At 66.5% G+C, this 13,309-nt stretch carries 7 protein-coding genes; all 7 read right to left on the bottom strand.

What is annotated here, in order from left to right; genetic code table 11:
- Positions 1-8: 8 nt before the first annotated feature.
- The 7 genes from LC490_RS14270 to LC490_RS14240 all read right to left on the bottom strand — a co-directional run bounded on the left by LC490_RS14270 (position 9) and on the right by LC490_RS14240 (position 12,940).
- Complete coding sequence (locus tag LC490_RS14270; protein ID WP_223620583.1) at positions 9-1,319, bottom strand: ABC transporter permease; 1,311 nt, start codon at positions 1,317-1,319, stop codon at positions 9-11.
- Complete coding sequence (locus LC490_RS14265; protein ID WP_223620582.1) at positions 1,316-2,518, bottom strand: ABC transporter permease; 1,203 nt, start codon at positions 2,516-2,518, stop codon at positions 1,316-1,318. The genes LC490_RS14270 and LC490_RS14265 overlap by 4 nt, the downstream gene beginning before the upstream one ends.
- Before the next feature lie 11 nt (positions 2,519-2,529).
- Entirely contained in the window at positions 2,530-3,219 is a 690-nt protein-coding gene (locus LC490_RS14260) for an ABC transporter ATP-binding protein (protein WP_223620581.1), read from the bottom strand.
- Positions 3,206-4,441 carry an efflux RND transporter periplasmic adaptor subunit gene (locus LC490_RS14255; RefSeq protein ID WP_223620580.1) on the bottom strand — a complete coding sequence of 412 codons (1,236 nt, stop codon included), beginning with the start codon at positions 4,439-4,441 and terminating at the stop codon, positions 3,206-3,208. The genes LC490_RS14260 and LC490_RS14255 overlap by 14 nt, the downstream gene beginning before the upstream one ends.
- Positions 4,419-6,548 carry a cysteine peptidase family C39 domain-containing protein gene (locus tag LC490_RS14250; protein WP_223620579.1) on the bottom strand — a complete coding sequence of 710 codons (2,130 nt, stop codon included), beginning with the start codon at positions 6,546-6,548 and terminating at the stop codon, positions 4,419-4,421. The genes LC490_RS14255 and LC490_RS14250 overlap by 23 nt, the downstream gene beginning before the upstream one ends.
- An 891-nt stretch (positions 6,549-7,439) precedes the next feature.
- Positions 7,440-8,804, bottom strand: a complete 1,365-nt coding sequence (locus LC490_RS14245) for a DUF1552 domain-containing protein (protein WP_031370570.1) — start codon at positions 8,802-8,804, stop codon at positions 7,440-7,442.
- Between the two features lie 2 nt (positions 8,805-8,806).
- Positions 8,807-12,940, bottom strand: coding sequence for a DUF1592 domain-containing protein (locus tag LC490_RS14240; protein WP_223620578.1), 4,134 nt, complete (start codon positions 12,938-12,940; stop codon positions 8,807-8,809).
- Positions 12,941-13,309: the final 369 nt, after the last annotated feature.

Below are 13,309 nucleotides of genomic sequence, written 5' to 3'. Positions count from 1 at the left end.
TCTTCACCTCAGTGATGATGCAAACCGGCCACGGGGTCCAGGCGCGCCGCGCGCGCCGCCGGCCATACCCCGGTCGACAAACCGACCAGCAGCGCGGTGACGACCCCGAACAGACAACCCGACCAGGAAACGGTCGGCTCGCCGAAATAGCTGGAACCGGAGGTGATCGCCAGCGCCGCGGCGGCGCCCAGGACCACGCCGAGCACGCCGCCGAAGCCGGTCAGGATCACCGCCTCCAGCAGGAATTCGAGGAAGACGTTGGCGCGCGAGGCGCCGATGGCGCGCTTGATCGCGATCTCGCGGCGGCGCGCGTTGACGCCGGACGCCATGACGTTGCCGATGCCCAACGCGGCAACTGCGAACACCACCGCCATCAACAGAAACAGGCCGGCGCGCACGCTGGCCAGGGTGTCATCGAGATAGCCGCGCAGGCGTTGCGCGGTAACGACGATGAAGTCGTCCTCGCCGCCGACGACATGGCGCTGCTTGCGCAACTGCGACGACAAGCGCCGGCCGATGGCCTCGATGTCGTCCGCATCGGAGAAACCGGCGTGGATTTCCAGATCGCTGAGGCTGCCGTCGGCGTCCATCGCTCGTACCAGGCCGATCGGCGCGATTACCAGGCGCTCGGCATCGAAACCGAGCGCGCTGCCGGCGCCCTTGACCACGCCGACCACGCGACAGGAGCGTGCGGCCAGGCTGAGGTCGCGGCCGAGCACCGCGGCCGTACCGCCCAGTTCTTCGGCCAGGCTGCGCCCGAGCAGGCATTGCCGGCCGCTGCCACGCCAGTCCTGCCGCGACGGCCAGGCGCCGGCGATCAGCTCGACTTCGCCGAGCCGGAAGTACTCGACGGTGGTGCCGTAGATCGCTGCGCTGCCCTTGCGCGTGCCCAGGGCCACCGGGTTGTTGAACGCGCCGTAGCGCAGCAAGGGCGCGACCGGCCGCTGGGCGAAGGCCGTGGCGACCACGCGCAGGTCGCGCTCGGACAAACGGTTGGCGCGGCCTAGCACCAAGGATTCGTAAGACGGATCGGAGCGCACGATCAGCACCTGCCGCCCCATCGATTCGAACGAACGCACCAGGGTGCGCGACAGGCCCTCCGACAACGACGCCACCGAGACGATGCCGGCCACGCCCAAGGCCACGCTGAGCATCGCCACCGCAGTGCGCACCGGGAAGCTACGCAACTGGCGCAAGGCCGCCTGGAAGGCTTCGCTGAGCACGAACCACGCGCTCGGCGCCGCTTCCACGGCCGATGCGGCAGCGCGCTGCGGTGCGCGCACCGAACTCGTGTCAGCGGGGCGCGTGGTCGCGTTCATTCGGCGCGCAACACCCGCTTCGGGTCTTTGCGCGCGGCCTGCCACGCCGGCGCCAGCGAAAACACCAGCACCAGCGCGGTGGTCGCCAGCGCGACCAGCGCGCAGGCCTGCCCGCTCAACACCGGCGCGGAGTCCAAGCGCAACACGCCCTGGAGCAAACCGGCGGCCATGCGGCCCAGCACCAGTCCCAACGGAATCGACGCCAGGCACAGAAGCAAGGCCTCGCATAGGAACAACGCCGCGATGTCGGCGCGGGTCGCGCCGATCGCGCGGCGCAGGCCGATCTCGCCGGATCGCTCGTCGGCGCTGAGGAACATCATGTTCATCACGCCCAGGGCCGCGACCAGCGAGGCCAGCAGCGAGATCCACGCCACCGTGCGGCCTTGGCTCTCGGTCGCCGCGCGCGCACTCTGCAACAACGCCTGCTTGGCTTCGATGCGGAAGTCGTCGGCGTCGTAGCGACCGCCGTACTTGCGCAGCAGCAGCGCCTGCAGCTTCGTTCGCAATGCCTCCATGTCGACGCCCGGCGCGGCCTTGACCACCAGGCGGCCGCCGTCGTCGCCGGGCCGGACCAGGCCGCTGGCGCCGGCCAAGGGCAGGAACACCGCATCGTCGTTGGAGACGAACTTGCCCGGCTCGTCGGTCGCCGCGAGCACGCCGCCGACCGCATACCACTGTCCGCCGATGCGCAGGAACTTGCCCAACGGCGCTTGCCCGGGAAACAAACGGCCGGCGATGCGCGCGCCGAGCACGCACCGCTTGACCGAGGCTCCGCGCCCGCTCAACGCCTGGCCCTGCCCGATCGCGACCCGGTCGATGGCGAAGTAGTCCTCGCTCACCGCCAACACCTGCGCGACCTGGCGCGTGCCCGCGCCTTCCAACAAGGTGGCCGCGCCCGACAACTCCTGCACCAGCGCCGCGCGCGCGATCCACTGCGGCATCCGCTGCATATCGTCGAGATCGCCGCGGCCGGGCACGAAGCCGCCGCTGGCGGTGGACTGGCCGCGGATCACCAGGGTGTCGTCGCCCAGGCTCTCGAAGCGGCGGCCGAGCACCTGCGCCATGCCGTCGGCGATGCTGACCACGGTCGAATACGCCATCACCGCCAACACGATGGCGCTCGCGCACAGCAGGGTCTGGCGCGGACTGCGCGCCAGCGAGCGTGCGGCGTCCCACAGGTTGGCCAGCCAGCGGCGCATGCCGGTCGTGCTCAGGCGGCCGCGGACGCGGCGGCGTCGATCACCTGGCCGTCGCAGACCCGGATCGTGCGTTGGCAGCGTTCGGCGACTTGCGGCGCATGGGTCACCACGATCAGGGTTCGGCCCTTGGCATGGATGCGCGCGAATACGTCCAGCACCTCGTCGGATGTCTTCGAGTCCAGGTTCCCGGTCGGCTCGTCGGCCAGGATGATCTCGGGCTCGCCGACGATGGCGCGGGCGATCGCCACGCGCTGGCGTTCGCCGCCGGACAATTCGTCGGGGCGGTGCGCGCCGCGATGGGCCATGCCGACTTCTTCCAGCGCAGCCAGGGCGCGGCGCCCGGCGGCGGCACGCGCTTCGCCGCGATAACGCAGCGGCAGCATCACGTTCTCAAGCGCCGAGCAATTGCCGAGCAGATGAAAACTCTGGAACACGAAGCCGATGGTGCGGTTGCGGAAACCCGACAGGGCCGCGTCGTCCTGGCGCTGCACCGGCGCGCCTTGGATGCGGATCTCGCCGGCATCCGGCGTGTCGAGAAAACCGATGATGTTCAACAAGGTCGACTTGCCCGAACCCGAGGCGCCCATCACCGCGACGTACTCGTGTTGGGCCACGTGCAGGTCGACCCCGCGCAGCACCGGCACTTCGGTCGCACCGAGGCGATAACTCTTGCGGATGCCGCTGAGCTCAACCGCGTTCATACGAGATCACCCGCACCCGGGTGCCCGGTTTCAAGGACGGTTGGCCGCTCGCCGGCACCACGACCAAGTCGTCGGCATCGAGCCCGCCACGGATTTCCTGATGGGTCTCGTTGACGTCGCCCAGGCGCACGCGGCGCAGGCTGGCGACGCCGTCGCGCACCACCAACACTGCGCCGCTCGCGCCCTGCCCGGCTTCGGCAGCCAGTTCGGCCGGGTCGTCGCGCAGCGCGGCGATGGGCACGGTCAACACCGGCGCGGCCTTGCGGCTGGGGAACTCAACCCGGCAGGTCATACCGGTACGCAGGCTCGCGCGGCGGGTGTTGCGGATCTCGATCAGCACCTCGTAGTTCGCCGCACCGACTGCCGGCGCACCGGTGCCGGTGGTCGAACGCGCCGGCGCCATCGACACCGAGCGCACCGTGCCGGGCAAGGGCGTCTCGTCGAAAGCCGGCACCACCACGTTGGCGACGGCGCCGGGGCGGATCTTCCAGACGTCGTACTCGCCGAGCTTGGCGGTGGCGACCAGCACGCTGGTGTCGGCGATACGCGCGACGGTCGAGCCGCTGAAGCTCAAGGCGCTCGGCACCGCGGTTTCGCCGGCGGATACGTCGATCGACAACACCGTGCCGTCGATCGGCGAACGCAGGATGGATTTGTGCAGGCTGTCCTGCACCTCGTCGACCAAGGCGCGCTGGTTCTGGATGCGCGCATGGCCTTCGCGATAGGCCGCATCGGCCTGGCGGTAGGCCGCCTCGGCCTCGTCCAGGCCTTCCTCGCTGACCAATTGCTGCTTGCGCAACTCGGTGAACCTGCGCAGCTTGGCCGCGGCCAGTTCGCGGCTGGCGCGCTTGACTTCGAGCGAAGCCATCTCGCCGTCGCGCCCGGCCTCGCGCTGGGCCAACTGCGCCTGGTACTGCTGCGAACGCAGCTTCATCAACGGCTGCCCGCGCTTGACCTCGTCGCCCTGGCGCACGTAGATCTCCTCGACTGCGCCGAGCACTTCCGAGGTCATCGCCAGCTCGTTGCGATACGACAAGGTGCCGTCGGCGAAGACCGTGGTCGGCAAGGCGTCCAACGCCGGCTTCACGACCGCCACCGGCGCCACCGAGGCGACGGTGTTGCGCACCATCAACAAGCCGACCGCCAGCACCCCGAGCGACACCGCGCCGACAGCAAACGCGAGGCGTCGCGGGCGCCGCTCACGCATAGACGGGACGTTCATGACGTTGTCCTCCTTGCGCGATTTGGCCCAGGTCGTGGACGCGATCGCCCGGCTGGATCCATTGGGTACGGTGGGTGACGATGATCTTCATGCCCGGCCACAACCGCAGATGGCGCAGGATCGCGCCTTCGGTGGCGGCGTCGATATCGCTGGTGAATTCGTCCAGCAGCATGATCGGTGCGTGGCTGTACAGCAGGCGCGCCAGGGCGATGCGCTGGCACTGGCCCGACGATAGGCTCTGCCCGACCGCGACCACCGGCGTGCGATAAGCCAGCGGCCAGGCGACGATCTCGTCGTGGATACAGGCCGCCCGCGCGCAGCGTTCGATGCGCTCGATATCGGCCTGCGGGTCGAACATCGCGATGTTCTCGGCGACGGTGCCGGCGAACAAGGCCGGATGCTGGTTGAGATAGGCCACCGAGGCCGCGCCGGCCCCGGTTCCGCCGGCGCGCTCGCCGTGCACGCGCACCTGGATGCTGCCGGCATCGGGCAAAAGCAAACCGCCGATCAACTTGAGCAAGGTGCTCTTGCCGCAGCCCGAAGGCCCGACGATGACGTTGAGGCCGCGGTCGTCGAAGTTCGCCGACACGTCCTCCAGCACCGGCGTGCCGGTGCCGAGATAGGAAAAGCCGACGCCGCTGACCGCGACCTGGCTCGGCCCGGCCCACGGCGGCGCCTGCGCATCGGTGGCGGGTGCGGCATCTTCGAGGCTCATCAGGCCCTGGATCGACTCGATGCGGTCGGCATTGATCCGCACCACCACCAGTTGCATGAAGAACATCTGGATCGCACGTACCGACGGTCCGGTCCAACCGAGCAGGAAGTAGCAATAGAACGCGGTCTGGTCGGACAGGTCGATGCTCGGGAAGGCTACGAACAACAGCAACAAGGCCGCGATCGGCACGACCTTGTCCTGATAGGCGTACAAGGCCTCGAACACGGCGTTGAGTTTGCCGCGCGCCTCCAACCACTTCTGGTGCTCGCCGAAGCGGTCCATCAGCCGGTCGGCGAACACCTGTTCCTTGCGGTTGACCTTGACGTCGACCGCCATGGTCAGGGTTTCGGCCAGGGTGCTGTAGTAGCCGGAATACGCCAGCACCTCGCCGCCGGTGAGGCGCAGCAGGCGCTTCCAGCACAGGATCAACACCACCGTCGACAGCAGGGTCAGGGCGAGGAACAGCAAGGCCACCGGCGCGCTCTGGAAGGCCAGCACCGCCAGGGTCGCCATGAGCACCCCGGAGTCGAGAATCAGGCCGGTGATGCGCGCCGACAGGAAGTCGCGCACGCCCGACACCGAGTTGACCCGTGCGATCAGGTCGCCGGCCGGCAGCAACGAGAAGATCCGCAGCGGCAGCTTCAACAAGCGGTCGACGAACCGGGTGATCAGCGATCTGTCCAAACGCAACTGGATCAATAACGACACTCGCGCGCGCATCCAGTGCGCGACCACGAAGGCGAGCGACAACACCAGCAAGCCCATGCCGAGACCGGTCGCGCTGCCGCTGCCGCCGTAGGCCAGGAAGGTCACCGCCCGGCTCAGCAGCCAGGGGAAAGAAATGGTCGTGGCCACGGTCAGTGCGATCACGCTGAGCAGGAACAGCCACAGCGACCAGTTCTCGCCCAGGAATTCCTTGAACAGCTGTCCCAGCGGCGAGGTCGAGACCTGCGAGCGCGCGGTTTCGTCGCGTTCGGCGCAGATGAATACGCCGCTCCACATCGCCTCGAATTCGGCGTGGGCCATGCGGCTCTCGCCGGTGGCCGGGTCCAGCACCGCCACGGTCTTGTCGTCGACCGCGCCGACCACGACGAAATGCTCGTGCCGCAGATGCACGATGGCCGGCAAGGCGGCGTGCCGCAGCGCCTGCACGGTGCCGTCGGTGGCCCGCAGCGCCTTGGGTTTGACCCCGCACATGCGCAACACGTCGAGCATTTCCTTGGCCGACATGCCGCGCTGGCTGACCGGATAACGCGCCGCCAGCGCCAGCATCGGCATGCGCAAGCCCAGGCCCGACAGCAGCATCGAGATGCAGGCGTGGCCGCAATCGGCGGCCGAGGTCTGGCTGACGAACTTGGTTTTCGTGGTACCGCGCCGCGATGGCTTGTTCACGCGCTGTCCGTCCAGGCAAGACGCCCCGAGATTGGGAAGCAGCAGACCTTGCAAGCGAGTTCCGGCAACGCAGGGGCAAGCATCGGCGACACGCGCCCGCCGGCACACGCGACGCGCGTTCGCGCCCCGTCCGACGATGCGTGCACAACCCGACGCACGATGCCTGAAGCACCGCTGCGGGATTCGCTGTAAGGGCCGTACTTGAAAGGAGCCGCCCGTTACCGCCAGGCGGCTCCGGTTAACGGATCAGCAGTGGCCGACACATACCGAGTGGCCGTTGGAACAGCCGCACTCGCCAGTGAACGAACAAAGCCAACCGCAACCGCATACCACGGGTTTGCCACCGAACAAGGCTTCGAGATTGTCGTCCGAGAGTTCCTCGGCGAACGGCACGGCAGTCGTACTTGGATCCTGGACGAGATCGTGTTGCTGCAACATGGGGAAGTCCTCAGATTTGACCACCAGCGATGCGCTGAGTGGGTCGATGCCCCCTGACTTTCGACGTTGCACTTGTTATCACGATGCATCGTGCGGTTCCGTGGTCCGCGTCAAGATTCGTTTCGTATCGAACCCGGCCTCTTCGTTGCGGCTTGCACGCATGGCATTTGGCTATTTTTCTCGCATTGCGAAAACGGCATAACGAGCCGTTTAATCGTGAACTCGACACGATTCCGCGCGGACTTGGCGGTCGATCGGACGCGTTCGCCAGCAATCATTGCAAACACGACCGTTCAACGCCGATGCGAGCATGCGTCGTTCCATCCACCGTTGAATACTCACCCGTCCGGTAACCAGGCGAGCGCGTCGCGATGCAGACGCTATCGGCGCAGAACCGCCAGCCGCGCACACGCACAGCGCCGACCCACTGCGGCGCTGATCGAGGCAGAGCGGTCAGCCGACGTTGCTGAAGATGCCGGTCACCGGCGCGATATTGCCGGCGTACGGCACCTCGACACCGGCGGCCTTGCCGACGGTCGCCCAGATCCGTTGCATGTCGACGAAACGCTTGCCGATCACCGGGTTGCCGGTGTGATGGTCGCGATCGGCCTGTCCGGTAATCTTGAGATAGCGCCCTTGGCCGTCGCCGCTCTTCAGCAGGCCCGAAGCCCCGCCCAGCATCACCAAGGGCATGTCGAGCATGTGCTCCGGCGCCCCATCGGCCATCTCGCTGGTGAAGATCACCAACGTGTGTTGCAGCAGGTTGTCACTCGGCACGTCCGGGTCGGCGTGTTTGGCCAACTCGTCGAGGAACAGTTTGACTTGGCGCGTATACCACTGCCGCGTGCCTTTCCACGGCCCCTCGCCGGTATAGCGATGGGCGCAATCGTGCGGATTGCGGTCGTTGGTGACGTCGAGGATGTTCAACGACTCGGCCGAGCGGCCGACTTGAATCGTCGCCACCCGCACCACGCCGCAGGCCAGTGCGGTCGCGACGACCTGATGGTGAGCGGCCTGGACCTGGTTGCGGAACTCGGCCGAGTTGATCGGGTTGTGTTCCGGCCGCTGCGGATCGCATTCGAGCGGCGGCCGGGTGTCTTCGAGATCCTTGACCACTTTGTTGACCGCGTCGAGGTGGGTGGCGAGCTTCTCGCGTTGCGAACCGGCCAGTCGCGCGTTCAATTCCTGGATGTCGGCGAACACCGGAGCGAACACATCCTTGCTGCGGACTTGCTGGCCCCGGCCGGATCTCGCGGCGGATCGGAAAATGCTTTCGAACAGCAGCCCGGGGTCGTTCTGCGGAATGCGCATGCGGTTGTCGATCCACGAGACGTCCCAATGGGTGCCGTCGATACCGGCATGGGGGCCCGCGAATACCGCGCCGAGCGATGGGTCGGTGCCGGGCATCGCCGCGGCGAGCAGATTGTCGATCGAGGTCTTGCTCTCGGCGGAATCGCGCAGCACCCATTTCCAGCCGCTGTGGCCGACGTTGGCCGGCCCGAGGATGGTGCCGCGCAGGTACAGCGATTGATGACGGTAGGCCTCCAGCTCGCGGCTGACCTCGCCGAGGGTGAAGTCGCCGGTATCGTCGCCCTGCGCGTCCGGATGCCACAGACCGCGGCCGTCGCCGAACCCGCCGCCGGTGAACGAATCCACGGCCAGGCCGTCGGGCGTGACGAAGAACACCACCTTCAGGTTCGGCGCTTGGGTCTCGCCGCTAACGGCCATGCGCGCCAGACCGTACAGGCTCAAGGGCGCGAGCACGCCGGCGGCGGTCAGGCCGGCAAGGAAACGACGGCGATGCTTGAGAATGTCCATGGTCAATCCCGCTCTTTCTTGTAGAGGGTGGCGTTCGAGGTAGCCAGTTCGTGCAGCATCTTGCGCAGCGATCCGGAACTCTTCAGCTCGTCGCCCATCGCCTTGATGGTGCCCGCGGTCAAGGCGTCGGAATGGTTGCCGAACGCATAGCGGAAATAGCTGTCGGCCATGCAGGTCAATGCGGTCGAGTTTCCGGGTATGAACCTGGCGATGTCGCGCACGTCCTTGATCTGCGCCCACTCGCCGTGGCCGACGTTGTCGACGAAGGGGCCAGCGGCATTGATGTCGACGTCCACTGGGAACAGTTCGTGGTTGTAGGCGCGTTCCTTGAGCCGATAGCGCCCGGCGGCGTCGTAGTGCTCCATCGACGCGCCGGTGTCGTTCATGAACTGATGGCACTGCCAGCAACGGCCGCCGGAGGCATGCTCGCCATTGACCAGGTCCCAGCGTTCGCGCGTGGTGATCGGGCGGTTCGGGAAGGTCGGCGTTTCCGGGTCGGCTTCGACGGGCTCGCCGAACTCGCGGCACAGCAGCTGCTCACGGATCATGATGCCGCGCTTCACCAGCGAGGTCGCCATATAGTCCGAGGTCGCCGCCTGGGTCAGGCCGTGATGCAGCAGGCCGCCGCGCTTCTCATCCACCTCGACCTTGCGCATCGCCTCGCCGGAGACGCCGGCGATACCGTAGTGCTGGGCCAGGGTGTGGTTTAGGAAGGTGTAGCGCGGATCGAATAACTCGGTCATCGTGCTTTCGCCGTCCAACAGCACGTGGCGCACGAACGCCGACTGCTCTTCGCGCATGGCCTGGATCACCGGGTCGCTCAGGCCCGGTTTTTCCTGCAGGTCGCCGGCAGTCTTGGTGTAGTGACGGATGAAACGGACGAACTGCGCGACCCCGCGGTCGGTCGCGATCATCGCCGCGGCCTCCGCGCCGATCTGCTCCGGCGTCGACAGCCCTCCCGCTTCGGCCTTCTGCAACAATTCCAGGCTGGGCGTGGTGCCGAGGAAGGTGAACGACAGCGCCGTCGCCACTTCGCTCGGGGTGAGCTTGTAGGCGTTGATCCGGCCATAGCTGTCGTTGCCCAGCTCGGAGCGATAGAGGAAGTGCGGCGACAACAACATGCCCGCGACCATGTCCTGAAGGCCGTGCGCATCGAGCAAGGCGGTGTAGCGCTCGACTTCCTGCGCCGTCATCGGGCGACGGAACAGCTTGTGGCCCAGCTCGCCGACGAAGGATGCGGCCTGGGCTGTCTTGCGATAGCCCAGCGACTGCGGTTCGACCTGCCCGGCCACTTCCAGCGCGGCATCGTAGTAACGCTTGACGTCTTCGGCCTGGAGGACGCCGAGGTCGGCTTCGCCGGGATACTTGAATTGCTTGGCGGATTTGTCGGCAGGCAGTTTGGCCGGGTTGATCGTCACCCCGAACAGATCTCGCACGCTGTTGGCGTATTCGTTCGGCGTCAACTGGCGGATCTGGCGCTTGCCGAACGGGGTCTGCGGCCGCAGATACACGCTCCACACGGTGTCGAACAGGTAATCGGAGATCGACCCGGCGCAGACGCCGTCGCAGTGTCCCTCGATGTTCATGCTCTGGATCTTCTTGACCAGGGCAACGCGGCCGGCCTCGTCCCAGTTATGCGCCTTGTTCGGGTCGTCGAAGTATTTGGAGTCGTGGCAGCCGCTGCAACTGCTCTCCAATACGGCCAGGCCGAGGTTGGCCTCATAGACATAGCTCATCGCAGGCAGGTCGATGCGCTCGCTCTCTTCGTTGACGTCCACGCCATGCATGCTCGGCTGTGGGCGATAGGTGGGGTAATAGGGATAGACCACCCGGTGCTTGCCGTAGTCGAGCATGACCTCCACCTGGCCGCCCCAGGGCACCGATACCTCGCGCACCGCCTCCTTGGCATCGATCAACTTGACCACCCAATGTTCGCGGGCCGCCCCGCCGGGCTTGGCCGGCGCATGGATCGTCATCGGCACTTCGATGTGTTCGGGGCGCTCCCAATACGTCAGGTCGATGGCGTGAGTCGGTTGCCCGGCCGAGAGGGTGAAACGATTCGTGCGCTTGATCGGAATCCAGTTACCGACGTCGTTGAGCCGCACCTGGTAATCGCCATAGGCCAAGCCGGCGATCGCCATGGATTCGCTGCCCCAGGCCGCATGGAACAGGCGCTTGTGGCCGAGTGCATCGATCAGATGCCCGCTGACCCGCTCGTCGGCGATATCCGGCGAAGGCGCCGGAGCGGGCGTGAGCGTCAATGCCGTGGCCGGCACCAGTGCCGGGTCGTAGGGGCGGATCCGGTAGATAGCCCCGGCCACGTCATCGGACACCAGCAGGCTGTGATCGGGCAGTTCCAGGAAATCCACCGGACGGCCGATGCAGCCGCCCCGCAGGCAGTTCGGGTCCGCGTTCGCGCGATCCTGCAGCCAACCGTCGACCAACGGGATTTCATGGATCACCTTGCCGTTCTTGATCGTCAGCATGCGCAACTGCAGGCCGGGCTCATCGTTCGTGCCGAGAGCATGCGTCGCCACCAACAAGCGTTGCGTCCCGGCCGGCGGTGGATAGCCGCTCCAGAACTTGACCCCCAGCGGCGCGGAGTTGGAAGCGATTTCGAAGGCCGGCGGGGTGTAGCGCGAAACATCGATCTGCCCCAAAGGGATGTCCGACAGCCGCAAGCCCTCCAGCCATTTACCGTCGTTGGCCGACCTGGGGTTTTTCTCTTCCTCGACGGTGAAGCCGAGCGTGCTCCGGCCGAACACGTACGGCACGCCGAAGTGTTCGTCGTCCTTGCCGATGCGATTGACTTCTTCCGAGTTGGGGAAGAGTTGGCGGTTGTTGTCGCTGAACCAGATCTCTCCGCTGGCCGGGTTCCAATCGAACCCCAGCGAGTTGCGCACGCCCTTGGCGACGATAGTCGCCTGCTTGGTGGCCAGGTCGTAACGCAGGATGGTGCCGTAGCGCGGGTCCGCCGGCACCATGCACAGATTGCAGGGGATGCCGACCGCGGTGTACAGCCCCTTGTCGTTGGCATCGTGCGGGTTGAATCGCAACGGGTGCTTCTGATGCCAATAGAGCCAGTCGACCGTGACGTCGACGGGGGGCAAGGGAAACGGCGTGTCGCCGCCCGGCAACTTCAACAGCAGTTCCGGCTTTGCCTCTGCGTAACTGTTGTCCGCATCCGGAACACGATAGATCGCATCGGCGGTGGAGTAGAACAAGCTGCCGTCGCGATAGGCGACGCCATGCGGCTCCAACTGGCCCGATGCGACGACGTGGACACTCGTGGGTTTTCCCGAAGCGCCGTCCAAGGGCAAAGCGTAGATCTGCTTGGAGATCGGCGGCGGAAACACGCCCCCTACCCAACCGGAGCCGACGTAGAGTACGCCGTTGCCGAGCGCCATCTGCCTGGGCTGCGATATCCCCTCGGCGAACAGCTCGATCTTGACCCCGGGCAAGGGGCGCAGCTTGGCGACGTCCACACGCGGCCGGTAACGCACGACGCGCGTCTGGTGCTCGCCTTCTTCGGCCTCGAACGACACCGTCATCGGCGAGTTCATCGGCGCGAAACCTTCGGCGACGTCCATGATCAACGCATAGTCGCAGCGTTTAAGTTCGTCGATCTTGAGGCTTTCGCCCCATACCGCCCGGATCGGTATGGCTTCGCTGCCGCAACGCAGAACGCCGCTCATCGTCGCCGGGTGCTTTCCGGCCGATCTGGTCCTGGAGTCGTCGCTTTCCGGCTCGGCGAATTCCACGGTCAGGCGATTGCCCTCGAACCCGCCCTCGTCGCAGGGGCCGAGGTCTTTCCAGGCCTCCGGCCAGTTCACCGCGCCGCTGTCGGCCGGCAGACCGGGGTTATAGACCTGTAACGCGCACCAGGCCCAACTGCCCGGCCCCAACGGCGCTTCCTCGTCCTTCCAACACTGGTACTGATGCCCCAGGTTGGTGACCTCCTCGCCGGCTTGGTAATTAGTACCGGCCTGGTATTGCGGAGCCGCGCAAGCGCCCGCCCCTGCCGCCCTCGCCGATCCCTTTCCTCCGGGCCCGTCGCCATCGCGCGAGCAGGCCGCGAGGGTGAGGGCGAGCACTACCGCCGCCAACGACCACGAAACCGCCTTGGATGCCTTCATGCTTCCTTTCTCCCAAACGCTAGCGATGCAAAGACGCGTCGTCAGGCCAGGCTTCGATCGGCGATGTTTTCGAGAACAGGGGCGCGCGCTTGCACGCCCCAGGATCGTGCGAGGCCAAGCCGGTTGGATACGGGGTGGGGGCGATGCTGTGCGCAACGACGGCCATGCGCAGCCGTCGCCTCGATGGTGCTTATCGATACATCGATAGGTGTTCGAATATCGCTGCGGCTAGCCGCGTTCGCAGCGCGAAACTATCAGCATGAATCGCAGGCAACCGTGATTAGCATCGTGGATTGGGCATGCGTGAGTCAGCGGCCGGTCGGTGTCGATTCGGCCGCGGTTCGATGCTCGATTCGCGGGGCGATTGCG

The organism is Lysobacter sp. ESA13C, assembly GCF_019970005.1.
In the GTDB taxonomy this organism is placed as follows: Bacteria; Pseudomonadota; Gammaproteobacteria; order Xanthomonadales; family Xanthomonadaceae; genus Lysobacter; species Lysobacter antibioticus_B.
This window is presented reverse-complemented; position numbering and strand designations above follow the sequence as displayed.